Origin of the sequence: Bradyrhizobium sp. WSM1743, assembly GCF_000473065.1 — a bacterium.
Taxonomy (GTDB): domain Bacteria; phylum Pseudomonadota; class Alphaproteobacteria; order Rhizobiales; family Xanthobacteraceae; genus Bradyrhizobium.
The window spans coordinates 178,839-203,546 of record NZ_KI421494.1 but is presented as its reverse complement, the minus strand read 5'-3'; the positions used below and the strand labels follow the sequence as shown (position 1 = coordinate 203,546).

At 58.7% G+C, this 24,708-nt stretch carries 25 protein-coding genes; 10 read left to right on the top strand and 15 right to left on the bottom strand.

Annotated features, from left to right (window positions below):
• Window positions 1–115 precede the first annotated feature (115 nt).
• Genes YU9_RS0140245 through YU9_RS0140235 form a run of 3 tightly spaced genes read right to left on the bottom strand, consistent with a single transcriptional unit; the run spans window position 116 to window position 2,736 of the window.
• Complete coding sequence (locus YU9_RS0140245) at window positions 116–1,126, bottom strand: transketolase family protein (RefSeq protein ID WP_027577703.1); 1,011 nt, start codon at window positions 1,124–1,126, stop codon at window positions 116–118.
• Window positions 1,123–1,962, bottom strand: a complete 840-nt coding sequence (locus YU9_RS0140240; protein ID WP_027577702.1) for a transketolase — start codon at window positions 1,960–1,962, stop codon at window positions 1,123–1,125. The genes YU9_RS0140245 and YU9_RS0140240 overlap by 4 nt, the downstream gene beginning before the upstream one ends.
• 24 nt (window positions 1,963–1,986) lie before the next feature.
• Window positions 1,987–2,736, bottom strand: a complete 750-nt coding sequence (locus YU9_RS0140235; RefSeq protein ID WP_027577701.1) for an SDR family NAD(P)-dependent oxidoreductase — start codon at window positions 2,734–2,736, stop codon at window positions 1,987–1,989.
• A gap of 110 nt (window positions 2,737–2,846) precedes the next feature.
• On the opposite strand from YU9_RS0140235, the gene YU9_RS44405 reads away from it, so the two are divergent.
• Window positions 2,847–3,800, top strand: coding sequence for a LysR substrate-binding domain-containing protein (locus YU9_RS44405; RefSeq protein ID WP_051380694.1), 954 nt, complete (start codon window positions 2,847–2,849; stop codon window positions 3,798–3,800).
• Between the two features lie 355 nt (window positions 3,801–4,155).
• Here YU9_RS44405 and YU9_RS50645 read toward each other — a convergent pair whose 3' ends face one another.
• A complete protein-coding gene (locus YU9_RS50645) occupies window positions 4,156–4,821 on the bottom strand; it encodes a hypothetical protein (protein ID WP_245266771.1) in 666 nt (221 codons plus the stop codon).
• Between the two features lie 38 nt (window positions 4,822–4,859).
• A complete protein-coding gene (locus tag YU9_RS50640) occupies window positions 4,860–5,867 on the bottom strand; it encodes an outer membrane protein (protein WP_245266770.1) in 1,008 nt (335 codons plus the stop codon).
• 1,459 nt (window positions 5,868–7,326) lie between these two features.
• Here YU9_RS50640 and YU9_RS44390 point away from each other — a divergent pair.
• The 3 genes from YU9_RS44390 to YU9_RS0140210 all read left to right on the top strand — a co-directional run bounded on the left by YU9_RS44390 (window position 7,327) and on the right by YU9_RS0140210 (window position 9,772).
• On the top strand, window positions 7,327–7,719 hold the full coding sequence (locus YU9_RS44390) for an avidin/streptavidin family protein (protein ID WP_036019548.1): 393 nt from the start codon (window positions 7,327–7,329) through the stop codon (window positions 7,717–7,719).
• An 875-nt stretch (window positions 7,720–8,594) separates the two neighbouring features.
• Entirely contained in the window at window positions 8,595–8,744 is a 150-nt protein-coding gene (locus YU9_RS44380) for a cold shock domain-containing protein (protein ID WP_371259267.1), read from the top strand.
• A 554-nt stretch (window positions 8,745–9,298) separates the two neighbouring features.
• On the top strand, window positions 9,299–9,772 hold the full coding sequence (locus tag YU9_RS0140210; RefSeq protein ID WP_245266768.1) for a MarR family winged helix-turn-helix transcriptional regulator: 474 nt from the start codon (window positions 9,299–9,301) through the stop codon (window positions 9,770–9,772).
• 588 nt (window positions 9,773–10,360) lie between these two features.
• Here YU9_RS0140210 and YU9_RS48775 read toward each other — a convergent pair.
• Together YU9_RS48775 and YU9_RS48770 are read right to left on the bottom strand one after the other, a co-directional pair.
• Window positions 10,361–10,549 carry a hypothetical protein gene (locus YU9_RS48775; protein WP_156952427.1) on the bottom strand — a complete coding sequence of 63 codons (189 nt, stop codon included), beginning with the start codon at window positions 10,547–10,549 and terminating at the stop codon, window positions 10,361–10,363.
• A 345-nt stretch (window positions 10,550–10,894) separates the two neighbouring features.
• Window positions 10,895–11,245, bottom strand: coding sequence for a hypothetical protein (locus YU9_RS48770; protein WP_027577699.1), 351 nt, complete (start codon window positions 11,243–11,245; stop codon window positions 10,895–10,897).
• 95 nt (window positions 11,246–11,340) lie between these two features.
• Here YU9_RS48770 and YU9_RS0140200 point away from each other — a divergent pair, with 95 nt between their 5' ends.
• Window positions 11,341–11,544, top strand: coding sequence for a hypothetical protein (locus YU9_RS0140200; RefSeq protein ID WP_027577698.1), 204 nt, complete (start codon window positions 11,341–11,343; stop codon window positions 11,542–11,544).
• 377 nt (window positions 11,545–11,921) lie between these two features.
• Here YU9_RS0140200 and YU9_RS49525 read toward each other — a convergent pair whose 3' ends face one another.
• Entirely contained in the window at window positions 11,922–12,128 is a 207-nt protein-coding gene (locus YU9_RS49525; protein ID WP_027577697.1) for a hypothetical protein, read from the bottom strand.
• Window positions 12,129–13,368: 1,240 nt separating this feature from the next.
• Between YU9_RS49525 and YU9_RS48760 the strand changes: the two genes are divergently transcribed.
• The gene (locus YU9_RS48760) at window positions 13,369–13,572 is read left to right on the top strand and encodes a hypothetical protein (protein WP_156952426.1); all 204 of its coding nucleotides are present in this window, start codon (window positions 13,369–13,371) and stop codon (window positions 13,570–13,572) included.
• A gap of 235 nt (window positions 13,573–13,807) precedes the next feature.
• Here the strand turns inward: YU9_RS48760 and panC are convergent, their stop codons facing one another.
• From panC to bioB, 7 genes are all read right to left on the bottom strand, one after another.
• A complete protein-coding gene (gene panC, locus YU9_RS0140180) occupies window positions 13,808–14,659 on the bottom strand; it encodes a pantoate--beta-alanine ligase (protein WP_027577696.1) in 852 nt (283 codons plus the stop codon).
• A 3-nt stretch (window positions 14,660–14,662) separates the two neighbouring features.
• Entirely contained in the window at window positions 14,663–15,541 is an 879-nt protein-coding gene (gene panB / locus YU9_RS0140175) for a 3-methyl-2-oxobutanoate hydroxymethyltransferase (protein WP_027577695.1), read from the bottom strand.
• Window positions 15,542–16,819: 1,278 nt separating this feature from the next.
• Complete coding sequence (locus YU9_RS0140165; protein WP_027577694.1) at window positions 16,820–18,085, bottom strand: adenosylmethionine--8-amino-7-oxononanoate transaminase; 1,266 nt, start codon at window positions 18,083–18,085, stop codon at window positions 16,820–16,822.
• Window positions 18,082–18,717 carry a dethiobiotin synthase gene (gene bioD, locus YU9_RS0140160; protein WP_027577693.1) on the bottom strand — a complete coding sequence of 212 codons (636 nt, stop codon included), beginning with the start codon at window positions 18,715–18,717 and terminating at the stop codon, window positions 18,082–18,084. The genes YU9_RS0140165 and bioD overlap by 4 nt, the downstream gene beginning before the upstream one ends.
• Window positions 18,710–19,870 carry an 8-amino-7-oxononanoate synthase gene (locus tag YU9_RS0140155; RefSeq protein WP_027577692.1) on the bottom strand — a complete coding sequence of 387 codons (1,161 nt, stop codon included), beginning with the start codon at window positions 19,868–19,870 and terminating at the stop codon, window positions 18,710–18,712. The genes bioD and YU9_RS0140155 overlap by 8 nt, the downstream gene beginning before the upstream one ends.
• Before the next feature lie 76 nt (window positions 19,871–19,946).
• The gene (gene panD, locus YU9_RS0140150; RefSeq protein ID WP_027577691.1) at window positions 19,947–20,300 is read right to left on the bottom strand and encodes an aspartate 1-decarboxylase; all 354 of its coding nucleotides are present in this window, start codon (window positions 20,298–20,300) and stop codon (window positions 19,947–19,949) included.
• A 50-nt stretch (window positions 20,301–20,350) separates the two neighbouring features.
• Entirely contained in the window at window positions 20,351–21,343 is a 993-nt protein-coding gene (gene bioB, locus YU9_RS0140145) for a biotin synthase BioB (protein ID WP_027577690.1), read from the bottom strand.
• Between the two features lie 114 nt (window positions 21,344–21,457).
• On the opposite strand from bioB, the gene YU9_RS0140140 reads away from it, so the two are divergent.
• The 4 genes from YU9_RS0140140 to YU9_RS0140120 all read left to right on the top strand — a co-directional run bounded on the left by YU9_RS0140140 (window position 21,458) and on the right by YU9_RS0140120 (window position 24,688).
• Window positions 21,458–22,093: a GntR family transcriptional regulator gene (locus YU9_RS0140140; RefSeq protein ID WP_027577689.1), complete on the top strand. Its 636-nt coding sequence runs from the start codon at window positions 21,458–21,460 to the stop codon at window positions 22,091–22,093.
• Window positions 22,094–22,228: 135 nt separating this feature from the next.
• Entirely contained in the window at window positions 22,229–22,546 is a 318-nt protein-coding gene (locus tag YU9_RS0140135; RefSeq protein WP_027577688.1) for a Dabb family protein, read from the top strand.
• Window positions 22,547–22,685: 139 nt separating this feature from the next.
• Window positions 22,686–24,095: an aminodeoxychorismate synthase component I gene (gene pabB, locus YU9_RS0140125; protein ID WP_084299247.1), complete on the top strand. Its 1,410-nt coding sequence runs from the start codon at window positions 22,686–22,688 to the stop codon at window positions 24,093–24,095.
• Window positions 24,092–24,688 carry an aminodeoxychorismate/anthranilate synthase component II gene (locus YU9_RS0140120; protein WP_027577686.1) on the top strand — a complete coding sequence of 199 codons (597 nt, stop codon included), beginning with the start codon at window positions 24,092–24,094 and terminating at the stop codon, window positions 24,686–24,688. Before pabB ends, YU9_RS0140120 begins: the two co-directional genes overlap by 4 nt.
• Window positions 24,689–24,708 lie beyond the last annotated feature (20 nt).

Here is a 24,708-nt window from a genome sequence, read left to right as displayed (position 1 = left end):
CCGGGCTCTTCGGACAGCTGCATTCCGGGCAAGAGCCATCGCTCGCCCGTCGCAACATGCAGCGGGCGTAACTCTTCGCTCGGGCTTGGCCTGGTTGGCGCCTAGTGCCGGTGCGCTAGAGCCACAGCTTGATCTGCCTTGCGACCTCTGCGGTGGAAATGCCGTAGCGGTCGTGCAGTGTCGGAAGTGCGCCGGCGTCAAGAAACTCGTCCGGCAATGCAATCTGGCGGAAAGGCGGATGAACGCCTGAACGCATCAGGAGTGCGGCAATCGCCTCGCCAAGTCCGCCGATTGTGGTGTGGTTTTCGGCGACGACGACCAGGCGGCCTGACTTGCCGGCTTCACGCAGTATCGTCTCGGCGTCGAGCGGCTTGATGGTCGGAACGTGGAGCACCGCAGCATCGACGCTGTCGTTTTTAAGGACTTGCACGGCCTCGAGCGCACGCATGGTCATGATGCCGGACGAGATGATAAGGACATCCTTCCCGTCACGGATCAGCTTGGCTTTGCCGAGCTCGAACCTGTAATCATATCCGTCCAGCACGACCGGCACCTGACCACGCAGGAGGCGCATGTAGACTGGCCCCTGATGTGCCGCGATCTCGGGCACCAGCTGCTCGATTTCATGGGCATCGCAGGGATCGATGATCGTCATGTTCGGCATCGCGCGAAACAGCGCGAGATCCTCCGCGGCTTGATGACTCGGGCCATAGCCCGAGGTCAGGCCCGGCAACGCGCAGACGATCTTCACGTTTCGGTCTTCCTCCGCAATCGTTTGGTGAATGAAGTCGTAAGCGCGCCGCGATGCAAACACGGCGTAGGTGGTCGCGAACGGCATGAAGCCTTCGGCGGCAAGACCTGAGGCCGCGCCGAACAGAAGCTGCTCGGCCATGCCCATCTGATAATAGCGGTCCGGAAATTCCTTTGCGAAGATGTGCAGGTCGGTGTATTTGCCAAGATCGGCCGTCATGCCGACCACATCGGGACGGCTGCGCGCGAGATCGACGAGCGCGTGTCCAAACGGCGCCGGCTTCGTCTTCTGTCCCTCCGCCGCAATCGAGGCGATCATGGCCGAGGTGGTCAGGCGCGGCTTGCCCGGCTGGGGTGCTGATCTGACGGTCTTCATGCCTGCCTCCCGGCTTCCAGCGCGGCCAGCGCGAGCTGCCATTCGTGCTGCTCGACGCGGATGAAATGGTTCTTCTCGCGCTGCTCCAGGAAAGGAACGCCCTTGCCCATCAGCGTGTCGGCGACGATCATGCGCGGTTTTGGCTCGGGGTGGGACTTGGCCGCGTCGAACGCAGCAACCACGGCATCGAGATCGTTGCCATCGATGCGCTGTACGAACCAGCCGAAGGCTTGAAGCTTGTCGACCAGCGGCTCGAACGCCATCACCTGCGTCGAAGGACCATCCGCCTGCTGATTGTTGACGTCGACGATTCCGATCAGATTGTCCAGCTTGTAGTGGCCCGCCGACTGGACGGCTTCCCAGACGGAGCCTTCATCGAGCTCACCGTCGGAAAACAACGTGTACACCCGGGCGTCGGATTTCTTGCGCTTGAGCCCCAGGCCCATGCCGACGGCGATGCTGAGCCCAAGCCCGAGCGAGCCGCCCGACATTTCCATTCCGGGCGTATAGGAGGCCATGCCCGACATCGGCAGGCGGCTCTCGTCGCTGCCATAGGTTTCGAGCTCCTCCTCGGGGACGATCCCCGCCTCGATCAAAGCCGCGTAAAGCGCGATGGCGTAGTGCCCGTTCGAGAGCAGGAAGCGGTCGCGGTCCTCCCAGGAGGGATCTTCCGGCCGGTAGCGCATCGCGTGAAAATAGGCCACGGCGAGAACGTCCGAGATGTCCAGCGCCTGGGCGATATAGCCCTGGCCCTGGACCTCGCCCATGCGCAGCGCATTGCGGCGAATATTGTAGGCGCGATCCGCCAGCTTGGGCATGTTTGTCAGCGTTTCCATCGATCTGGACCTTGTCTTGCTGGCTCAGTGGATCAGCATGCCGCCGTTAACGTCGATCACGGCACCAGTCACGTAGGCGGAGAGATCCGAGGCAAGGAAGGTGTAGATGCCGGCGACGTCGTCTGCCGTGCCAAGGCGATTGAGCGGAATGCCTTCCAAGATCTTCGCCCTCATCTCGTCGGTCAGCTTGCCCGCGGTGATATCGGTGCCGATCAGGCCGGGCGTCACGCAATTGACGCGGATGCCGTCCGGGCCGAACTCGCGGGCCATCGCCTTGGCGAGACCAAGCACGCCCGCCTTGGCCGCCGAATAATGCGGGCCGCCAAAGATTCCGCCGCCGCGCTGAGCCGAGACCGACGACATGCATGCAATCGATCCAGACTTCCGTCCGCGCATATGGGGGATCACAGCCTGGGAGAGGAACAGGACACCCTTCAGATTGACGTCCTGGATGCGATCCCAATCGGCCGCCGAGATCTGTAGGAACTTGACCGGCTGGGTGATGCCAGCATTGTTGATCAGGATATCGACGCCGCCGAAGAATTCGATCACTCGAGCCACCGCCTGCTCGCAGGATGATTTGTCGGCGACGTCGCACTGAATTCCGATGTGGGATTTTCCGAGGGATGCCGCAGCATCTGCCGCAGCATCGGCGTCGATATCCAGAATGGCGACCCGAGCGCCCTCGGTGGCAAACCGCCGTGCCGTGGCAAGCCCGATGCCGCGCGGCGATGCCGCACCCGAAATGATGGCCGTCTTACCGCTGAGCAGCATCAGTTCCTCCCGCAGATTGTTTTTCCTTGGCAAGGCTAGAAATGCCCCGCGGACGCACAACAGACAAACGCACAGTTGTCACGGATCGATGAATCTGGTTCACTTGTGGAATGCTGTCGAATGTCCCGATATCGGCAATTCGCGCCTTTGAAGCCGCTGCTCGCACGGGATCATTCCGCGATGCGGCGAATGAGCTTCACCTGACGCCGAGTGCCGTCAGTCATGCGATCCGCAAGCTGGAGGACACGCTTCGCACCGTTCTGTTCGAGCGCAGCGCGCGATCGGTGCGACTCACACCGGCCGGAGAAAATCTGATGCGACACACGGGAGCGGCATTTGATCAGCTTCGCCGTGGCCTCGAGGAAGTCGCCGCGCGCGGACCACAATTGGTGCGCGTGCACTCCGCACCCAGCTTTGCCGCACAATGGCTCGCACCCCGGCTTGCACAATTTCTCGCCGCTTACCCGAAGCTCGAAGTTCGACTGGCTGCCAATACGGATTATGCGCGGTTCAGCAACGATGATTTCGACATCGATATCGTCTACGGTCCACCGCGGGCGGAAGGCGTCGAGGTCGTCCCTCTTCCGGAGGAGACGGTCACCCCGCTCTGCTCACCTGCCCTCGCAAAATCGATCCGGAAGCCTGCCGATCTCCTCGATCAGACGCTGATCCGCTCCGACGTGAAGCAGGTTCAGTGGCACCAATGGTTCACGGCCAATGGAATGGAGGCCCCTGCACTCCACGGCATGAGGTTCGATCGTAGCTTTCTCGCGATCGCGACAGCGGCGGAAGGTCTGGGAGTCGCGCTGGAATCAACGCTTCTGGCCGAACGCGAACTGGCGAGCGGGCGCCTGGTTGCGCCGCTGACAGGACGCGCCAACGATATCCGCTACGTCGGCCATCGCCTGATCTACCCACGGGCCAGCCGACAGAGATCTGCGGTACGAGCCTTTGCAGATTGGCTCGTGGCGCAACTCGATAGCGAAAATGCCATCTCCCCGCGCTCGACAAATCTCCACAATAGGGATTTATCGCCAATGCAAGGGGTCAATGCAAACGATTGACATCGGTCCGGCGACCGTGTCCCTACCGATCACGACGTCATCGCTAAGCTGCAAGTTGATAACGACAACCCGCGCACCGCAAACGACAACAAAGCGGCGCAAATCAAAGCTCTGACGGCGCGCTTGCCGTGGGCGGGATGACGGCGCTGACACCGAAGATCAAACGTTGCACCACCTCCGCGGCGCCTGGCCTTCACCTTTGATGCGTCGATGCAAGCTTTCGGGCTTGAACGGCCCACAAAGCTTGCAGCTTTAGTCCCGGTCCTTCGCTTAGTTCCAGCCTAGCCAAGAGCGCGGCGCCGTCGTCATTGTGTAATCTCGGCCGTGCCAAGCTTAGAGCGAGGAGCAAGCAGTTTCAGTCAAACTTGTAGGAGGCCTGCAGGAACGTGCCCCATCGTTCCATGCGATGGTCCGCAGCAAAGGGCCCTTTGGTAACGGGGGCGTGGTCCGCGTCCGGGGCTTGCGTGACGTATCCTTTACGCTCATTTGGGGTCCACATGGCCCAATAACGGCCACCGACGCCGACGCTGAAGTTTTCAGTGATGAAGTAGGATAGGACTGCCTCGACCTGCACACCACTGCCATCACTCCCGCGTTGATCAGTGAACTTCGTGTATGAACGCAGCAGATGGTTGTCGCGCCCCTGGAAATCCGTCCACGGCAGGTAAGCAACATCGGCACTTACGCGCCAACGGTCGAGCAACATGGTCTCAGCGCTGAGGCCGATGCGCAGCGCATTCCAGTCAGTGTCTTGGCTGCCGATGACCCTTCTATCGCCCGGCGCGAGGCATGGATGGTCGGGGGCGGCGATCTGAACGCAGCCTATCGAGTCGGACTTCTGGCCGTAGTAGCTCCAGCCCATGAACCCGCCGACCTTGTAGGTGCTGCCGCGGAGGAAATCGTAGCCGGCATCGGCGGTGTAGTAGGTGAACCTTCCGTTGGCCTGACCCGATATCGTGTTGACGTAGGCGATGGGGGCGCTCGCGTACGGAGGGCGTAGGCCCCAATCTTCATCGTTCATATTTCCCGTGTTGAAGCGCCCGATCCCGATATTGCCCTTCAGGAAGACCCCCAGGGGCTGTCCACACGTTCGAACAACTCGCCGGAAATCCCATCCAGCCCATGATAGGAGAGTCTTGATACGAGATCACTGCTCCCGTGGTCCCATTGATACTTTCCTCGGCTTAACCACAGCCGTGTGCCGGTTTCCAGCGACCACCCATCAGCGAGGGCAATCGGCGAGGCGCTGAACGTCGGTTTTGTCGGGTATAGCGGCGCATCTGACCATGCCGGTGTCGATGGGCCGGCGTCAAAATGGTAGTTCAGACCAAGCTTTCCGACGTGGTAGCTGCTGGATAGGCTACTGACGTTGGCTGGCGCCGTTGCCAACGGCGGGTACCGTAGGGTCGGAGGGGTCGCCACGTTTGCTCCGCCGAACCTTAGATAGTCGTACTCAAGTGTCAGGGACCAAGCCGGCGTGAGCGCGTGCTCGACGCCCACCCCGATTGTGCCACCGACACGACCATAGTCGAAATGGGTGGCATTCTGTTGCGCCCAGCCACGGAATTCGTTGTTGTTGGTGACATCGCCGCGGTTGTGCTGCCAGGCCACGCCCCCTTTGAGATAAGCCAGCGTGTGGCCCTGCGGTCCAAACGCATATCCCAGGCGACCCGTCCCGGTGACAAAGACGTTCGGGCTGGCGTTGCAGTTCGCGCTCACCACAGAGCTGGAAACGGCAAGACAGGTGTTTTTACCGTCCGACGCAGCGCCACTAGCATCCAATTCAAGGCCAAAAACCCAGCGCTCCCTCTGCCAGTTGTAGCCGATCTGACCTCCGGCCAGAAACACGGGGGTGTCGACAACGTCCCCATAGAGTGACGGACCATAGGGATCACTGAATGATGTCAGCCCGTAGCCCCCGCCGACGTGCCCGCCGATGTACCCGCCGGTCCAGTTCCAGACGGCGGGTGGGACTTTTACTGCCGGCTTAAGATTGGCCGAATTGACGGCACCGCCTGCAACGAGCGCAGCTGTTGTGACCCCGCAGAAAAGAAGTTCAGATCGCATTTCACCTCACGAACACATGACGCGCGCCAACCTGCAACGAAGGCCGAATAGCCGACGTTGTTGGCTCCGCTTCCACGGCGCTTGTGGTGTGCAGGATCGAGGCCAGCGGACGCAATGCGCATTTCCTGCGGTTTTTCGATCGCTATGTTGTCTTCGCAACAAGATCGGTGGATTTTGAAACAAGCCGCGCGTCTTAGGTGGAAAAGCCGAGCGCCGGGAACTAGTCGAGCATCAGAAAGAAGACGGCGCCGTCCGGCCTTGGCTTGGAGATCCTCAGTCAAGCGGCGTCATGCTGGCCTTCGCGATGATGGCCGTCATCGGGCCAACACCGGGCCGTTGCTCAAAAACACGCGACCGCAGTCTCGACCGAAGCATCGTTCTTGATCCGCTGGTCGATCCAGGAAATCCGCCGCATCGCCATGAAGCTTGCCCAGCCGCGCATCTCGCACGCCCCCATCCTTGCATGGTCGTCTTGGCGCAGGGCTCATCAAGCCAACGCGCGCAAAGCCCATCTCAGGCACAAAATTGCAAGGGTAACGCTAGTGCATGGGAACGAAGCACCCCTTATACAGCTCGAACATTTCTTCGAAGCTTCGGACGAGTGACGGGCAGACAGCCTCCTGATGGAGCTGGAAGAGGCAGGCATCGCCCACGCTATTCTCAAGACGATCCGGACCGTCATCGAGACCCCGCGCCTATCATCTGCTGCAAATTACACACAAAGCGTCAATCGCCGGACGTATACGATCACCGACTGAGAATAGCGCATCAATAACGATGTTGAATCTGCATATCTTCTTCGTGTGTGCTTTGGACGCACAGAACCATCAAACGCGCCATGGCGAGAACGGCCGAGAGCGCTGCAACAACGAAACCCGTTCACGACAAAGCCGCTACGCTGGTCGGGCCTGGTTGCGAAACCAGGGGGCGCCCCCGGCCGAGGTCGGCCCTTCAGCTTTTGGGGGTTAGACCGCTCTCTTGGGTGGCCTCAAAACGGGATGGGCGGCCGGCGGAGAAGGAGCCGGGAGAACAGAGGCAGGGACGGGTACATTCTGCAAGGATTCGATCTTCGCAGTGAGCGCCTCGATCTGGTCCGCCATCCGTCTCAACTTGGCCTGCAGCGCACCGATATCAAGAGCTGCGGGCGAGGCAGGATGCTGAGCGCAATCTCAGCCAAAAGTCGGGCCCTATCGCTACCAACAATAGCGTTGCCTCTAGAGATCAGACTTTGACGGGCAGCTAACCAATCAATCATGGCTCGGAGTTCGGCCGCTGGGCGGACTGGCTTGCGGATGCAGGGCCGCGGAGCTGGAGCGACGTCGACATCCAGCACGAACTAGTGCGTATGCGCCGCAATCCATCGCTGAACGCGAGATAAGAGCAGCGAACGTTACTGAGATTGTATCAGACTGGCGATCCAAATTGCTACTTTAGGCGCGAACACTTTTGGGGCTTCAATATGAAGAGACTTCTGGCATTTTTGTTGATCGCTCAGTTTTTCTTGGCCGTCGGTCACGCCTGGGCGCAGGGGCTTCCTGCTCCCTCATACTGGAAGAATGAACGGGGCTCGGAATTGTTTGTTTGGTCCGCCAATGGCGGCGCTATACAAGGGACCTTCACAAACCATGCTCAAGGGTTTGCCTGCCAAGGTATCCCTTATCCCGCATCGGGATCCGTCCGTCCAACCGGACTATATTTTATTGTTACTTTTAGTCAGTGCAATTCTTTCACCCAGTGGGTTGGAAAGATTAACGGTCCTAAAATGCCAACATCATGGACGCTGTTCTACGTTGATAAGAACGGCAAGCCCAGCAAGCTGAAGGGCGCCGATACATTTACGCGCGTATGGTAGTCTTCAGCTTTCTTGCGACATCGACCTTAGATCGAAAACTCGCGCTCGCGAGTTTCGACCTGACGTGAGACGCGCAAGTTCGTTTCGCAAGGCTCTGGGCTGTCCACGATCAGTCAGGTTCGATGCTCGACAGCCTGCAGGCCATCCAGGAAGGGCCGAGAATTGCATCAAAAGGGCCTCCCCAGATCAGACAGGACAGTCTAAGCCTCATCCAACTTTGCTGGATGATCCGCTTACCAGCATTTGTTTTCAGGTTCTTGTTTTGAAGTCCAGCGAGGGGTCCGGCAGGTGCCGCTAAGATGTGCGGCGTTCGTTCTATCGCGCTTGGTTAGAAATTGAGTTTTCAGGTCTCGATACTTAAAATTCTCGCCGGCCAACCGGAAGGCCGTGCGAGTCTCGTCGTCCTGAAGGACTACTTGGCGGTGTTCTACACCAGCGGTCCGGAGTGGACGGCTCGTATGAAGCGATTGGCAGAGCGAGCACCGGATCTCAACATTCTCGGACAAGGGCTGGTTGCGCGAGAACCCGGACACTGGATCATAACGGAAAAAGGCCGGGCCTTTCTTGCTTTGCTGGAACAGACGGGCCGACCGACCTCTCAGGAGCGAGCGCTCGAAGGCACGGATGAGAAACCTCTCGCAAGTAAGCTTCCCGCGCTGGCCCCGGGCCGACACGATCACAGCGCCAGTCGTAGGCATCGTCGACGTAAGCGCCTGAGGACGCGCGATGGCCGGTCCACCTAGCCCTTTAGCTCACGGCCGGCGACGATGTGGCTGCATATTGCGGGGCCGGCAACATTTCATAGAGCATCCCCGCAGGACCTTGATGCCTCAGCAATTGCTTAGAACGCCCTCGTTTATGTCCTTCATTGTGAAGTGGTTAGTGCGACAAAGGGCTATGGCTTTATCAGGCCGGTTGATGGCGAACCCGACGTATTTGGGCACATTAGGGCAGTCGAGAAGGCGGACTACACCGTGCTGAGGGTCCCGGATCAGCTTCGAGCCCAAGACGGACAACTCGGGTAAAGTGTTGGCAGAAAATCTCCGTATAGAATGACTTGCCTCGTCGAGACGGACATCGCTCTGAGAGGACCAAATCACTGGGAGACGATGCCGGCAATCCTAGCAGGCTTAGAAAACAGTGGGTTTGATACCGGCGTTGGTGGGCACGGTGAATCAACTGCTCCTCCGTCCTATCCGAACTCGAACTCGGTGCCTGCGATTCGCGACATCAGATAGAAGACGTCTGCGGAATAACCGCGCACAAGAGGCGCGATCCACGGAAATCCTGCGGACATTTTCAAGTATTTGACGAATTTAATCACAACGACTAGGTGAAGTTACGTGGTACACTCGAACCTGGACCGGGGCTCCTCCTCTTAGATATCGAAACGGGACGAACTCGTCTGAGTGTGGCGATTGATTTTAGATCGCGCGCCGGGGACGTCGAAGCGATCAGCGAAAATCGGTCCCGTTTTTTGAGGTCGGCCAGCAGCCAATCGTTTCGAGGATGGAGCTCCTGAGATCAGATGCCACCGAAGCTGCCTGGATTAGCAACACGCCTCCGGAAGGAGCAGCGCGTGAGTCAAGATCTACTGAGGCGCTTCACATGGGAGATCAGATCGATCGACATATGTCTCGACGATCTTCGGTCCTACCAGGCGAATGCGCTTGGCATTACAGGCCCGCAAATGATGATCTTGATGGCGCTGACGGAACTGGAAGAAGATGATGGTGTTCCCGTCAACGCTGTCGCGAAGCTGATGAGAGTTGAGTCGGGTTTCATCACCAAGCATTCCAAGGAGCTCGAGAGCAAGCGGTTCGTGCGCCGGAAATCTGACGCGAATGATGCCCGGTACGTCCTTTTGTCGCTCACGGACATTGCTCGCAAGAGCCTCGCGAGCATTGCAAGGCAGCAGGAAGAGCTCGAGCAGTTCGTCTTTGATTATCTCAGCATTCAGGAGTTCGCCAAACTGGCGGGCTGTTTGAGTGGGCTCAGGTCTCGGTTGGAGAAGGCTCGGCTGCACGCCGCGCTGAACTCTGAGACGGATTGAGACATACTGGAGCGAATGCTGCGCGCCCGCGAGAGACCATCTGAGCCGGAAAGACCCATTTCGGACAGTGGGTCGTCCCGCCGTCCCGGCGCGCCGACCTGCTCAAGCCTGTGCAAGCTGCGCGGTGTCGGGCACGGGTCCGAACACCGCAATCGCCGACAGGGTATCAGGGTCCCGACCCTAAGACTACTCACCGCCTCGTAGAATGTGCTCGTCGCCCAGCCACTGTGGGCCCCAGCACGGGTCCGCTGCGGTGGTCGGAAGAGGCAACGGTAGCCGAGGGGCGGATCTGAGCACTCGGGACAGGGGACGGGCGAGAATGGTGGATGAATTGCGCACCGCGGCGTCCTCGCGGCCCCGATGTGATCGAGTAGGTCTCACCGTTAATCGAGACCTGGGCTGGGCCGCTGAACCGGGCCGGCAGGCCCCCGATGTTATCCAGGACATCGAGTAAGAAATCCGACACCGGCTGGAGCCATCCTGGCTTTCCAGAAGCTGACGAGGCCATTGCTCGTGAGGCAATGCATCGCGACATCTGCAAAACGAAACTGCCCCGCGGCTCTCGATCGTCGCAGGCCTTCATGGGTTTCAGGACCCGCCCTCCTCCCGCCCGATGAAGTCTTGCGGCGGCATGGGAGCCGACGGCTCGTCATTGCTCGGGTTGCAAAACGGCATACCGGCGGCGCCGCAGGTGCAAGTATGGGTGCCACGCCACAGTTGATCCGGATCGTTCTCGCAAATCCACGACCAGCCTTCCGCGATTCGTTCCTCGTTCATTTGCTCGCGCTTCTTCGCTTTGGCTCGTGTTTAGAGCTGATGTAATCTCCTAGTTTTTCCTCCGCGGCCGCAATCTCATCTGCAGCGCAGCCTGTGCTGACATCCCGGCCGTTGTCTCTGATGATCCAGGTTGCAAGGTGAGTGATTTATGCGCTCTTGTTTCGGCGGGCAGCCTTGAGCTGAAGTCGGGCGCCCTTGCGTCTTGGCGGCATAGCTCTCTCATCCGTCCGATATGAGCTAGCGTTGTAAATTCCTTGCCGGCAATCTTCTCGATAACCAGTCGATTACGGTCGCGCTCACGACGCAAACCCGCGACCGTCATTCCTCCCAAAGGGAATGCGATCTTCACGGCATCGGCAAGGCGAAGTGGAGTATCATGTGTAATTTCAGGTTGCGTTCGACGCGGCATCGACGCCACAGCGCGGCTGTTAAAAACCGAACTAAGATGTCAGCGCCGTATTGAAAGTAAACCTTTCCTTCCTTGGATCGTAGGATTGGCAATTTCCTCGCAAAATTGACGAGACCAGAGCGTAACTTGAAGCAGGAACTGAGCACTTCCATCGCGACGATCCGCAGCGTTTTTGGCTCGCCATAGCCGTCTTTCTGCTCGGCTAGTCGCTCAAACAGAGCTGGACGCTTGTAAGGCGCAAGGAATAGGCGGTCACGTCCCCGGCGCTGGACGTTTGTCGCCAGCAAGCTCGCCCGTCAGTATTCTCTCTCGACGAGCAGAACATCGTTTGCCGATGTGCTATACGCATCTTCGTTGAGAACAGCTTTGTTTGAGAGTTTCGATGTCTCTTTCGATTGGATTGGTTGTCGACGGCTATGTGAAACTAAACAACCGCAGCGCGCTGGAGAACCTTCTGGCGCATCGGCGGGAGCTACTGCAGCAGTTGAACTGCGTTACCGGAGTTGATCCGAAGCCAGCGATCGCTCAGGTCAGTCAAGACATCACAGTGATCGAAAGGGCACTTGCGGCGCTCGCACAGGAGTAAACAGCAATGGCGCATCGGCTCGCTTGAGTGATGGCGCTCCGACGCCGAACACTGAGTTCGCCCTCGTTTCCGGACGAAGGATATTAGCGCGAGGCCTCACCGACATCGTGGCGCGCAAGGTTGCGTGCGCCAAGGCTTTGATGCGCTGCCTGTTGTGCGAGCTGCTCTCTCGTTTCAACGAACGGCCTCGCAGCGAGCAACGCGCCAACCGATTCACATCGGATAACGCCGCGTCTTGGGTGCAACCACGATACACCTCTGCGAGGTGGCCGGATCACTATGCCGCAGGCGACGCGACGCCGCGCGCGAACCTGGATAGCAAGGCCAGGATCTTCAGCACTGTGATTTGGAAATTCACCTCAATGACAAGCCACGTTCTAGATCTGTCGCCACATCGTTGGTGCTCTGGAAAGAGCTTCCTGACCGATCTGTTTAAGCAGATCGGGGCGCGTTTCACCTCTGGTGGCAGCCTCCAGGATTTTGGAGGCAACGTAGGCGCGGACGCCGGCGTCATACGGTGAGACGCTTTCACAAACCTCATCCAGGATCGTACGCAGAAGCGCGGTCGTGGCACCGTCCAGCATTGGGAGATCTCCCTCATACCATCGAGGAAGATAATGGGCATTTGCTGGACCAGAACTCAAGTACATCAGATCTTATGAGCCTCCGCGACTGACGATCACCGGATTTCCGGCGCGGTGCAATGTCCAGCACCTCTGATCGCTGACCATTGCGGCAGCTCGCTTGATCGGCCTGCTTTTGTCTTCTCGTCGGCCGTCTCGGCTTAACAGACAAGCTTGCTACAGCTCAGAGGCCAATGTGAGCGCCCTGCGATCATGCTATGCGATTGGACTGGGCGGCTGCGGCAGGCCAATGCTCGGACGGCGCTAGTTCGTTGCCGTGCCTCATCAGGTTCAATTGCGGCTAGAGGATTTGCCGTTTATCGCGCCCGCTGCGTCCAACCAATGCTTTGGCATACCTGCCCGATGGAGTTGGCAGAAATAGCTTACCATTGCCCTGCTCCGATGTCGTTTCACGACACGCCCCTATCGGCTCCAAACCCGAGCGCTTGGCATCCCGCACTGTAGAGGGACTTCAATTCATGCGGTGAAGTGCGTCAAAAACCAGCGCCCGCCCCACGTCTGGCGACGAAATCGGGCCAGGATCCGGCGCCCGCCTCAGTGCCCCGTTGACTCGCCCCCTGGCCGCTCTTGGAGGGAACTTCGGCTTTATGCAGCTTAGGAGGTCGTCTGCGCGATCGTGAAGTAATTTCATGGTCATGGGCGTGTGGTTATTGATCCATAATCGCAGTATTGGCAGCACACGATTTGAGTGAAACTCCTTTGGCAATGTCCGCTTGCAGGCGGTGATCTCGGTAGCGACTTGCGTTTTGGATATATAAGCCTGGTGTAGCTGAAGGACCCCAGCACGGACACGCGAACGTCGCGTGAAAATCATCGGGGGCGCTGCCGTAATGCAGGATTTGAGCGCGAGAGCGCGGCTCGTTGCATTAATCGATATTGCCACTTTGTTACAGTCTCCGCCCAGAGCAATCACGTGCAGCCTTAGGGCGGCATATTCCGCGGCTACATTGTTGGGGCCATTACTGCAACTGAGCATGAGCGGCGAGCGAGGTGGCGTCGCCGAAAGTGCCGTCGTATCTGCGAGCTGGGCGGAAGCTCTTTGCAGGGAGTGAGCTAGCAACCAGCCCACCGCGGGCGTGTGAAACGCTCCAATCTGACGCCGAGGCGCCTCGTCAGGGAAGAGACGCGACTGGGCTGTTCAGATTATCTGCTGTGTTTGTCGAATCGGAAAGGGAAATACATGAACCATCTCGGTAGCAGCCATCGCCGCACACCATCTGTGATGACAGACGAACAGCACGAGCTGGAGCGCTGCAAGCAGGAGATTGAGCGCCTCAAACAGCTGGTTGTACGACTTTCTGAAATTGCTTTGCGCGACCTCGTAAAAAGCCCGCAAAGCGGTCGGAACGTCCCGGAGTGTCTGAGGGAGCCGCCGAAGTCATAATACGGAAAGCGAACTCGCGCTTGGCTGCTCTCGGCAGCGTGGGCGCGGCCCCGACTCGCTCCACCCCGTCAGCGGCAGAGCCAATCTCCAGCCGACATCATGAGCTCGAGCGTGGGGCAGTTGTTTAGCGCGCAAAGGGCAGTTCCGGATCGCCTTCGAGAGTTCTTCCAGGATGTTGAGGATTTCAGTGCCCCCCGGTTCGACGGCTTCTGAGCGCAATCACTTGCGGATCTGGCTACGATGGCGACCAGGACAGGACTACATTGTCGATCAACCGAGTCGAGCCGACGTACGCTGCCACACAGAGCACCGCCGGATAGCGCAGAGGACTCTCGGCAATCGTTAAGGTCCCAGCATCGACAAGCTCAAGGTACTGCAGTCGATCGACCCTTTCCAAATGCTTTCTTGCAAGCGCAATCAGCGTTGCCGGGTCGCGCTCCCCTGAGGCAAACTCTTGCGCTGCGGCGAACAAACCACGGCTGATCGCAAGGCTCCGACCACGTTCTTCCGGGCTGAGATAACGGTTGCGACTGCTCATTGCCAGCCCATCTGGCTCCCGCACGGTTGGCACAGTGACAATCTCGATCGGAAGATTCAGGTCAACCGTCATGCGGCGTATCACAGCGCATTGCTGAAAATCCTTCTGTCCAAAGTACGCGACGTCCGGCTGCACCATGTTGAATAGCTTGCAGACGACAGTCGCTACACCACGAAAATGTCCAGGCCTGAAAGCCCCGCAGAGCGGTTTTGCGAGTTCGCCCGGCTCGACAAAGCTCTGAAATTGAGCCGGATAGATCTCCTCTGCACTTGGCGCGAAGATGATGGTGACCCCGGCACTGCGGCACAACGCTTCATCGCGCGCGAAGTCGCGAGGGTACCTGCTGAGATCCTCATTTGGGCCGAACTGAGTGGGGTTGACGAAGATGCTAACGACAGTGACGTCGCAGTGTTCCCTACTAGCCGAGATCAGGGCCAGGTGGCCGTCGTGCAAGTATCCCATCGTCGGAACGAATCCGATGCGCTTATCGGCATTGCGAACGTCTGCAAGGGCGCGACGAAGCTCGGCGACCTTCGTAATTACTTGCATTTCTTACCTTGAGCTTGAATTGGAGGGCACCCAGTTGGCGACGGCATGCCGAAGCTGATCAGGAAGACGATAGCACTCCTCTGAGCCCGGGAATGCACCTTTGCGGACATCGGTAGCCCAGCGCGACAGCGCCTCCTGGAACAGCTGGAATCCATTTGTATAGGCACGAACGAATTTGGGGCGATGACCTTCGGTCAGCCCCAAGACATCATGAAACACGAGCACTTGGCCCGAGCAATCAGGTCCTGCTCCGATCCCGATGGTGGGTATCGTGAGACATTCGGTCGCTCGCGCCGCGAGCTCGGCAGGAATGCCCTCCAAGACCAGCGCGAAGCAACCGGCTTCCTGCAGATAGTGCGCGTCATCGAGGAGCCGCAAGGCGGTATCCGTTGTCCGTCCCTGCACCTTGAATCCACCCATAACGTTGACGCTCTGCGGGGTCAGACCGAGATGTCCCATCACAGGAATTTCGCAGTCGACCAAGGCCCGTACCATCTCGATGCGTTTGGCGCCACCCTCGAGTTTCACAGCATCGGCGCCACGCTGCAGAAAACCTCCTGCATTGCGAATCGTATCCTCAGAACCGACATGAAAGCTCAGAAAGGGCATGTCGGCCACAAGCAGCGCATGAGGCCTCGTGCGCGCAACAGCCTCCAGGTGATGATTCATCATGGCCACGCTGACAGGCAGCGTGTTGTCGAATCCCAGGCAGACATTTCCAACGCTATCGCCGACCAGGATGATATCGACAATGGGATCCGCGATGCGCGCCGCAACCGCATCGTAGGCGGTGGTCATCACGACACGCCGTCCTTTATCCCTCCACTGCTGCAGCGCCGGAATCGTGACGCGCTCTAGCGGTTGCTCTGAACTGTGGCTCATATTGGATGCGCTCCCCACACACCGTCAGCGTTTCCTAGAGAAGGCGGGAGAAACCTGTCAATGGCATGGAGGATGGAGACCCCAGTTCTCTAGAACTGGAGAACAGGACAAAAACAGCCCAATGATCGCGCAACCATGAGACAAGACCTTTCTCATCGCGATTTCATCACTCGATGGCTCGGCTTCCCGTGCAGTTTCAGCGGCTATGCCAGCCGCGTCCTCAATCGAGGAGCGCGCTCGCGACGAGCCACCATCTGCACGCGTTTCTGGGCTGATTGCAGTCTCTCCAAACGGTAACGACTCGACCGGACCGAGCTGCAGATGCACGCAGTGGGGACTTCGTCTTTAGGGCACATCTGCGTGTCTGCCCCTCTAGGGGTACTCCTTAGACTCCTGCTTCGGCGCTGGCGCACCGAGCAAAGTAAACGGATGGCAGGCCAGGAACGTCCAAAGGTGATAGGCCGCTGTAAGCGCAGCGAGAGTCGCGGTCGAGGAAATGTCGTCGCGAAGGCGCTCAGACCGAGCCAGCCTGCTGGCCCTGTAGGCCCTAAAGTCGATTATTTTTGCAGATGTTTCTGTCACTTGATTTCCACGCGCTCTAGAGGGCCACTCGAATCCTCTGACCAGGGCCGTACCAGCACAAACTCAGTCCATTCCTAAGCCGCTCGCCATCGAAACCATTTCTGATCGGCCTCCCGCCGCGCCTTGAAGCGGTTGACGCATTTCTTCGAGCAAAGGGCCGTTCGCCAGCAGTAATGGCGGATCAGCCCAAACTTTCCGCCGCATATCGCGCAACATGTGGCTGGATGGTCGAGGGAATTACGCAAGCCAATGTGCATTCTCGCCTCCTATCAGACATTTACTTGGGAAGCTCCGCTGCCCTCCGACCACAGCACCACGCGCGCACCAAAGGTGCGCTCGCCCGGCGGTCCGTCTCCTGGTTCTTGCAGCCATCAAGAGCCTCGACTCTGATGTGCGGCTGCCTCGCGAAGCAGGTACTTTCCGCAGAAAGCCTCGCCGAGAATTTGCTCAAGATAATGGATTTCTCTATCGTGGTTAACGCAATTCACCCGACATTTCGGCCAAATGCTGCGCCTTTCATGGCTAGCCCGCAGGATAGCTGCGGCAGCTGGATCGGGAGGGCTTAAGTGCTTAAAGCACGATTAGCCTGCGAGCCTTGGGTGCTGCATTCTCGTTGCACTATCAAGCGGCAGCAATACGGACACTTCCACCTTGCAAGATCCTGTCACCGCAGACGATTGCACAGTCTTGTGCATCTCACATCAGCAAGTCAGCGGCGTCGCGGATGGCAGTATAGATTTCATCAAGGTCGGACGCCGTAACGCAGTAAGGCGGCATCACGTAGATTGTGTTACCGAGTGGGCGTAACAGCAGGTTCCGCGCTTGGAAGAATGCCAAAAGCCTCGGACCGATGTCCGCCAGATAGCCGGCATCGCTCGTGTTGAGTTCAAGCGCTGTGACTGTTCCTGTGCGTCGGACGTTTGCGAACCGCGAATCGGCGCGGAATGGCGCGAGTGCCTGTTCTTGCATCCTGGCCAAGGATGCCAGCCGCCCGCGATATTCCGGATCGTTCCATAGGTCCAGATTCGCCTTGGCGGCGGCACAGGCCACTGGATTGGCCGTATATGAGCTCGAATGAAAAAACGTACGCGTGCGATCTTCAGAATAATGCGCATCGAAAATATCGGCACGACAGAGTGTGACGGCGAGCGGCAGCGCCCCAGCCGTGAGTCCTTTCGAATAGCAGGCAATATCGGGCGTCACATCGGCCTGCTCACACGCAAACAAGGTACCCGTCCGACCCCAGCCGGTCATGACCTCGTCCGCAATGAACAGGACGTCGAAGGCTTCGCAGATCCGCTTCATCTCTCTTAGTACCGAGGGAGAATACATCAGCATTCCACCGGCACCCAATATCAGGGGCTCAACGATAAAGGCTGCGGGATGCTCGCTTCGACACGCGTTTTCAAGCGCATCGAGCGCTCTTTGCTCACGATCCCTTGCCGGGAACGGAATCGAGGTCACCTCGAACATCAGCGCCCCGTAGGCCGCATTGAAGACGCCTCGGCTACCTACCGACATCGCCCCGATCGTGTCGCCATGGTACGAGTGCTGCATCACCACAATTTGGGTTCGCTGTCTTCCGGTATTGCGCCAGTAGCCGAGCGCCATTTTCAGCGCGACTTCGACGCTGGTTGACCCGCTATCGGAGAAGAACACATGCTCGAGCGCCGGGGAGGTAACCTTCAATAGTTCCGTCGCAACTTGCTCAGCTGGGTCGTGAGTGTATCCGGCGAAGATGACCTGGTTGAGCTGGCCTGCCTGTTCTCGGATCGCGTTCACGATGCATGGATGGCAATGGCCATGGGTCACGACCCACCAGGAGGAGATCGCATCGATAAGGCGTCGGCCATCTTCGGTGTAGAGATACGCCCCCTCTCCCCGCAGCACCTTCGTCATGTCCCGCTGTAGAGCATGCTGCGTGAACGGGTGCCAGATCGGCGACCTCTTGACTGTCTTCATAGGTGCAGGAAATCGGTACTAACAAAGGAGTCTTTGAAAGCAGCCTGCAGCCTATCGTCCGTGAGGGGAACAAGCCACGGGAGCCGTCCCAACCAACGCACTCTCCCGATCTCGCAAATCGCGCTTTCAGTTTCGGCGTTTCTTTCGCCGATGAACGCAATTCCAAGGATTCGAATCTGACGCTTCCGCAGAGCCTCTATGGAGAGCAGGGAGTGATTGATTGTGCCCAGTCCGGTCCTTGCGCAAAGCACGACGGGAAGCTGCCAGCGCTCAAAGATGTCGATGTAAAGAGTGCGCGCTGTCAGCGGCACCATGAGTCCGCCGGCGCCCTCGATCACGAGTTGCCGCTCGCCGCTGTCGGGCAGTCGAAACGTCTCTGTATCTATGCGAACGCCGTCGATCTCCGCGGAGGAATGGGGCGACGCAGGCGTCCGAAGTCGATAGAGCTCCGGGACAATCCGATCGGACGAGAGGCCCCCGAGGCGGCGGATGCACTCGGAGTCGGTCTCTTGTTCGAGTCCAGCCTGGACCGGTTTCCAGTAATTCGCGCCGAGAAGGCCGGCGAGCCCTGCGGAAAATACCGTTTTGCCGACCCCGGTGTCCGTACCAGTCACGACGATTCGCCTATTCATCCAAACGAGCCCCTCGGGTCACCTCGACCAGTGCATCGAGCATTGCGCGCACGTCCGCTTCCCCAACATTGAGTGTCAACGAAATTCGCAAGCGGGCGGTGCCTGCAGGGACGGTTGGCGGCCGAATTCCGCGGATATCGAAGCCGCGCGCCTGCAGAGCAGAGGCAAGTCGCATTGCATGAGCATTATCACCTACGATGTACGGCACGATCTGAGAAGTCGATGGTGTGCGCAAACCAAGCGAGGTGATCTGCCGATGCGCGAACGCAACGAGTTTGGTCAGCCGTTGCTGCCGCTCCGGCTCTTTCTGCAGGGTGAGGAGTGCCTCTCGAACGGCAACGGCCATCAATGGTGATGGGGCGGTGGCAAAAATAAACGGACGACAGCGGTTGACCATGAAATCGCGCAAGATGCCGGAGGCCGTAACAAGTGCACCCGCCGCACCGAGCGCTTTGCCGCAGGTATGAACGACGATGAGATTTTCGCGCCTGTCATAAGGGGCCGTGAGCCCTCGTCCCTGATGCCCGTAAGCGCCTGTGGCATGAGCCTCATCCACGATCAGAAACGCGTCTTGTCGATCGGCGATCGCCACCAGCTCTTCGAGTGGAGCGAAGTCGCCATCCATACTGTAGAGACTTTCGGCCACAATCCAGACGCGGCCCGCCCCACCTTTGTTTCGCCAGTCGCGAATTGCGTCTTCGACTGACTGGGGATCATTGTGCGCGTGAATTCGACACTCTGCGCGGCTGGCCCGCGCCCCCTCGTGAATACTGGCGTGCACGAGCGAATCGAGAACGAGCAGATCGCCGCGCTGCGGCAGCGTTGTCAGGAGGGCAAAATTTGCGATGTAGCCGCCTCCAAAGAAAAGCGCTGCCTCCGCGCCAAAGAACTGAGCCGCTTCCGTTTCGAGCCGTTCATGCTCCTCGCAATTGCCGCGCAGAAGCCGCGACCCGCCGGCTCCAACCGGAGTGCCCGCCTCGAGCGCGGCAACCATCGCCTTTTTGATGCGCGAGGCGTTCCCGAGCGCCAGATAGTCGTTCGATGCGAAATCGATCCCCACGCGCGGCTTGAGGCAGCGCAGCCGTTTATCTTCGTTCAAGGCATTCAACGCTGCGACGTAGGGACCAAGTCTAGCTGTTTGGACTGACCGCATTCATCACTCCGAGGATCGCATCAAATCACGCAAAAGGTGAGTTGGCCGTGTAAGAAGGAAGGATGGCCCGCTAGGTTCAACTTGCCAGGATGCGATTGTCTCGGTCCACACGCACAATGCGTGGCTTGAATATCTTTGCTTCGACCTCGTCGAATGAGGCATATGCAACGATAATGACCTTGTCTCCGGGCATCGCCAGTCGGGCGGCCGCACCGTTCAGGCTTATCGTGCCAGACATCGGCGGCGCCTCGATCACGTAGGTGGCAAAGCGCGCCCCTGTTTCGACATTGTAGATTTCGACGCGCTCGTTGATCACCATTCCTGCTGCGTCCAGGAGCGTACGATCTATCGAGATCGAGCCTTCATAGTGCAGATCAGCTTCGGTCACTGAGGCGCGATGGATTTTTCCCTTCATCAAAGTTATCTGCATTTCTCACCTAGGCTGGATGTAGGGGCAACATATTGAGCGCACTGCTTCCGTCAGGCGAGCCCGGACGTGATGCCGAGCCGGGCCAGCAGATCCGCGTCGCGATCAACTTTCGGGTTTTTGGTGGTCAAGAGCACGTCGCCGACGAAGATTGAGTTTGCGCCGGCCAAGAAGCAAAGCGCCTGCAATTCGTCGGTCATGTATTGCCGCCCGGCGGACAAGCGAACCACGCTCCTCGGCATCATGATCCGCGCGGTCGCCAGCAGCCGGACCAGCGCGATCGGATCGGGAGGCTGCGCGGTGTCTTCCACCGGCACGCCCTCGATCTTGTTCCACAGGTTGATCGGCACGCTTTCGGGATGGTTGGGAAGATTGGCGAGCAGCACGAGCATACCTAGGCGGTCCTCGACGCGCTCGCCCATGCCGATGATACCGCCGCAGCAGATCTTGATCCCGGCATCGCGCACATGCGCCAGCGTATCGATGCGGTCCTGCAGGCTGCGGGTGGTGATGATCTTGCTGTAAAACTCGGGCGATGTGTCGAGATTGTGATTGTAGAAGTCAAGGCCGGCCTCGGCGAGGCGCGCGGCCTGCTTCGGTGTCAGCATGCCGAGCGTGACGCACGTTTCCATGCCGAGTCCTTTGACCGCGTTGACCATGTCGCAGACGGAATCAAGATCGCGATCTTTTGGCGTACGCCAGGCCGCGGCCATGCAGAAGCGCGTGGCGCCGGCATCCTTCGCGCGCTGCGCGGTCGCAACCACATCGGCGCAACGCATCAGACGGGTGGCTTTCAGGCCGGTCTCGTAATGTGCGCTTTGCGAGCAGTAGCCGCAATCTTCCGGACAGCCGCCGGTCTTGATGCTGAGCAGGCTCGCAGTTTCGACGTGGTTTGGATCGAAGTTCTTGCGATGAGCGCGCTGCGCCTGAAGCATGAGGTCGGCAAAAGGAAGGTCGTAGAGCGCCTTAGCCTCTTCGACGTTCCAATGATAACGAATCTGCGCCCCATTGCCTGTTTCCATCTGGACTTGCGCAGCAGCATCCATAACCCACTCCCGCTCAATTGTAGATAATCGCGTCAATTATCTATAGTCATTGCTCTCGGAGAGATGCTAATCGAGCTGTCTCGCAAATGCACCGGTTATTGCGGTAGATAATCTATGATCACCACTGACAACATGACGACGGTCGCGCGCATCGCGGACTCAATCGCTGAGCGCATTATCAGTGGCGCCTTAGAGCCAGACGCGCCACTCCGTCAGGATCACGTGGCACGAGAATTCAATTCCAGCCACGTCCCCGTGCGCGAGGCCTTTCGGCAGCTGCAGGCACAACATCTTGTTGTCGCTGTGCCGCGTCGCGGTGTTCGGGTTGCCCCGCTCGATACCCGCTCAGTGAAGGAGATCGCCGAAATGCGCGCCGCGCTCGAAGTGGTGGCATTGCGCCATTCGGGGCCAAGGCTCACAACAGCTCATTTGGCTCAGATCGAGCTCGCCCTGATCGAAGGAGACAATGCAAAGACGATCGAAGAGTTTGAGATAGCCAACCGCGCCTTTCACCAAGCCTTGGTCGCGCCGTGCGGAATGCCGCGTCTGCTCGCGAGCCTCGATGGACTGCAGCTTGCCAATTCTCGACTGGTGTTCGCGATGGCGCGATCGGTGGGCTGGCGACCGCGCTCCAATCAAGATCACCGCCTGATTCTGCAAGCCTTGCGAACGCGCAACGTCGATCAAGCCTGTAACCTGCTCACGCGGCACATTCAAACCATTGAGCGCCTTGCCCTTCCGGCGTCCTGAGCAAATCTGGCAAGCTCGATTGCGGATCGCCGAGGATCGCAAGCGAGGATCATGCTGCAAGCGACTAGCCTCATTGCAACGGGCTCTATTCCCAGATAGTTATCGCATCCGCTAGCGACATCTCCACGGACAGCTATGATTCGTCACATCGTCTTCTTCAGCGCCAAGGACGAGGCGCATATCGACCATATCATCGAAGGTCTTTCGCTTCTCACCACGATACCACATGCGCGCCGGCTTGAGGTTGCCCGCAACCGCAAGACCGATCAGCTCGGCAACGATATCGACATCGTGGTCTATGGTGAGTTCGACAGCGAGGCGGAGCTCGCAGCGTACAAGGCGCACGATCTCTACCAGCAGTCGATTAAACGGGTCCGACCGCTCCGCGAGCTGCGGTTCGCGGCCGACTACGATGCATCAATAGATACCGCTTTCGCCTCCACGGCAGGATGATCCAGGTGCCGTCGCAGTACAACGTCCGCCGCCGGGTTAACTTGACAATGGGCCTCAAGTTTCGGCCGATCGCAGACAAGCGTCGTTCTCATCGGGTGGGGCAACAGATGGAACGGCACTTTCACGACGTCAGCCGCAGGTGACCGATAACCCGATGTATGTTCGCGAGTTGCAGTGGGTTGAACCTGTCACAGCGATGCGACGTCTTGGGCATCGATCGCATGTCACATTTCTCGATAGCGTAGCAAGGCACGAGCTGCTTGGGCGCTACTCATATCTAACGTGCGACCCGTTCAGCACCTATAGGGTCGCGAACGGCCAAGTCAGTTGGAGCGGGCTGACTCTCGAGGCCGATCCATGGAAGGTCCTTCGCACGCTACTCGCGAAGTACCCGCAAGAGCATCGTCCCGATCTCCCGCCGTTCCAGGGAGGAGCGGCAGGCTACATTGCCTACGACATGAACAGGACATTGGAGCGATTGTCTGCGCCGGCAATTGCCGGTCTGGGTTTGCCCCAATCTATCCTGCACTTCTATGATGTGGTCATCAGCTTCGACCACCGGGACAACAAATGCTGGATCGTCTCGACCGGATGGCCGGAGCAGGATCGCGTGCGACGGAGCGAACGAGCGCGTCGTCGAGCCGACGAGTTTGCAGCATTGCTGGCCGGTCCAAGGGCGCCACAGAAGGGGTGTCCCAGCAAAGCGGGCGCATGGCGCTCGAACTTCAGCCGCGAGGACTACATTGCGGCGGTACAACGCGTGATCGACTTGATCCTGGCGGGGGACGTGTTCCAGACGAATATTGCGCAGCGTTTCAGCATCCGCCTGCCGACCTCGTTTGATCCACTCGCCTTCTATTGCCAGCTACGATCATTGAATCCGGCGCCTTTTGCGGCCCTGCTGCGATGGGGAAAGCTGACCATCGCATCAAGTTCGCCGGAACGATTCCTGAAGCTTGAGGGGCGACAAGTCGAGACACGACCAATCAAGGGCACGATCGCGCGTTCTCCTGATTTCAAGGAAGACCACCGCCGTGCGGCTGTTCTCCTCGCTTCCGAAAAGGATCATGCCGAGAACACGATGATTGTCGACCTTTTGCGCAACGATCTGTCACGCGTTTGCACCGCGCATTCGGTCGAGGTTCCGGCCCTGTGCAATCTCGAGTCCTATGCCTCAGTGCACCATCTCGTGTCGATCGTTACGGGGAAACTTGCCGGAGACGAAGACGCCGTTAGCCTGCTCCGTGCTTGCTTTCCCGGCGGCTCCATTACGGGAGCGCCAAAGCTGCGGTCGATGGAAATTATTACAGAAATCGAGCGCATAGCGCGAGAGGTCTATTGTGGGGCGATCGGCTTCATCGGCTTCAACGGGCACATGGACACAAGTATTGCGATCCGCACGGTCACGATCGACGGCGACCTGGCTGTGTTTCATGCGGGCAGCGGTATAACCGCCCTGTCGGAGCCCGAGGCCGAATATGAGGAAACGCTCGCCAAGGCAGAGCGAATCTTTCACGCATTTGGTTCTGAACCAGCTGGTGCATTTTGATTGTCATCATCGATAATTACGATTCCTTCGTGTTCAACATTGCCCGCTATTTCCACAAGCTCAGTGAAGCAACGGAAGTGATCCGAAACGACGCTATCAGCATCAGCGAGCTCGTTGGTCTCAACCCGCGCGCGGTGGTCATATCGCCCGGCCCCTGCACCCCAAATGAGGCAGGAATATCGACAACAGTGGTTCGCGAACTTTCAGGACGCGTACCAATTCTCGGCATCTGCCTTGGACATCAGTGTATTGGGAGCGTTTTCGGAGGACGGGTGGCGCGTGCGCATCGGCCCATGCACGGTCGGCGCTCATACATTGCGCATGACGGCCGAGGGTTATTCAAGGGGCTGCCAACCCCGCTTGACGTCGGACGCTACCATTCTCTTATCGTCGAGCTTGATCAGTCATGTGCGCAGAACCTCATCGTGACGGCGCGTTCGGAGGAAGGCGAGATCATGGCCCTCACGCACGGCTATTATCCCACTTATGGGGTCCAGTTCCATCCCGAGTCGATACTTACCTCACAGGGGCACGTCCTGCTTATGAACTTCTTGCGATTGATAGAGGATTTTCGAAATCACGCGGAGCAATGAGAGGCTCGCCTGCCGATCAA

Coding starts and splice junctions, on each gene's coding strand:
- YU9_RS0140245 (WP_027577703.1), bottom strand. CDS start 1,126: ATGAAGACCGTCAGATCAGCACCCCAGCCGGGCAAGCCGCGCCTGACC.
- YU9_RS0140240 (WP_027577702.1), bottom strand. CDS start 1,962: ATGGAAACGCTGACAAACATGCCCAAGCTGGCGGATCGCGCCTACAAT.
- YU9_RS0140235 (WP_027577701.1), bottom strand. CDS start 2,736: ATGCTGCTCAGCGGTAAGACGGCCATCATTTCGGGTGCGGCATCGCCG.
- YU9_RS44405 (WP_051380694.1), top strand. CDS start 2,847: ATGCTGTCGAATGTCCCGATATCGGCAATTCGCGCCTTTGAAGCCGCT.
- YU9_RS50645 (WP_245266771.1), bottom strand. CDS start 4,821: ATGAACGATGAAGATTGGGGCCTACGCCCTCCGTACGCGAGCGCCCCC.
- YU9_RS50640 (WP_245266770.1), bottom strand. CDS start 5,867: ATGCGATCTGAACTTCTTTTCTGCGGGGTCACAACAGCTGCGCTCGTT.
- YU9_RS44390 (WP_036019548.1), top strand. CDS start 7,327: ATGAAGAGACTTCTGGCATTTTTGTTGATCGCTCAGTTTTTCTTGGCC.
- YU9_RS48775 (WP_156952427.1), bottom strand. CDS start 10,549: ATGAACGAGGAACGAATCGCGGAAGGCTGGTCGTGGATTTGCGAGAAC.
- YU9_RS0140200 (WP_027577698.1), top strand. CDS start 11,341: ATGTCTCTTTCGATTGGATTGGTTGTCGACGGCTATGTGAAACTAAAC.
- YU9_RS49525 (WP_027577697.1), bottom strand. CDS start 12,128: ATGCTGGACGGTGCCACGACCGCGCTTCTGCGTACGATCCTGGATGAG.
- YU9_RS48760 (WP_156952426.1), top strand. CDS start 13,369: ATGAACCATCTCGGTAGCAGCCATCGCCGCACACCATCTGTGATGACA.
- panC (WP_027577696.1), bottom strand. CDS start 14,659: ATGCAAGTAATTACGAAGGTCGCCGAGCTTCGTCGCGCCCTTGCAGAC.
- panB (WP_027577695.1), bottom strand. CDS start 15,541: ATGAGCCACAGTTCAGAGCAACCGCTAGAGCGCGTCACGATTCCGGCG.
- YU9_RS0140165 (WP_027577694.1), bottom strand. CDS start 18,085: ATGAAGACAGTCAAGAGGTCGCCGATCTGGCACCCGTTCACGCAGCAT.
- bioD (WP_027577693.1), bottom strand. CDS start 18,717: ATGAATAGGCGAATCGTCGTGACTGGTACGGACACCGGGGTCGGCAAA.
- YU9_RS0140155 (WP_027577692.1), bottom strand. CDS start 19,870: ATGCGGTCAGTCCAAACAGCTAGACTTGGTCCCTACGTCGCAGCGTTG.
- panD (WP_027577691.1), bottom strand. CDS start 20,300: ATGCAGATAACTTTGATGAAGGGAAAAATCCATCGCGCCTCAGTGACC.
- bioB (WP_027577690.1), bottom strand. CDS start 21,343: ATGGATGCTGCTGCGCAAGTCCAGATGGAAACAGGCAATGGGGCGCAG.
- YU9_RS0140140 (WP_027577689.1), top strand. CDS start 21,458: ATGATCACCACTGACAACATGACGACGGTCGCGCGCATCGCGGACTCA.
- YU9_RS0140135 (WP_027577688.1), top strand. CDS start 22,229: ATGATTCGTCACATCGTCTTCTTCAGCGCCAAGGACGAGGCGCATATC.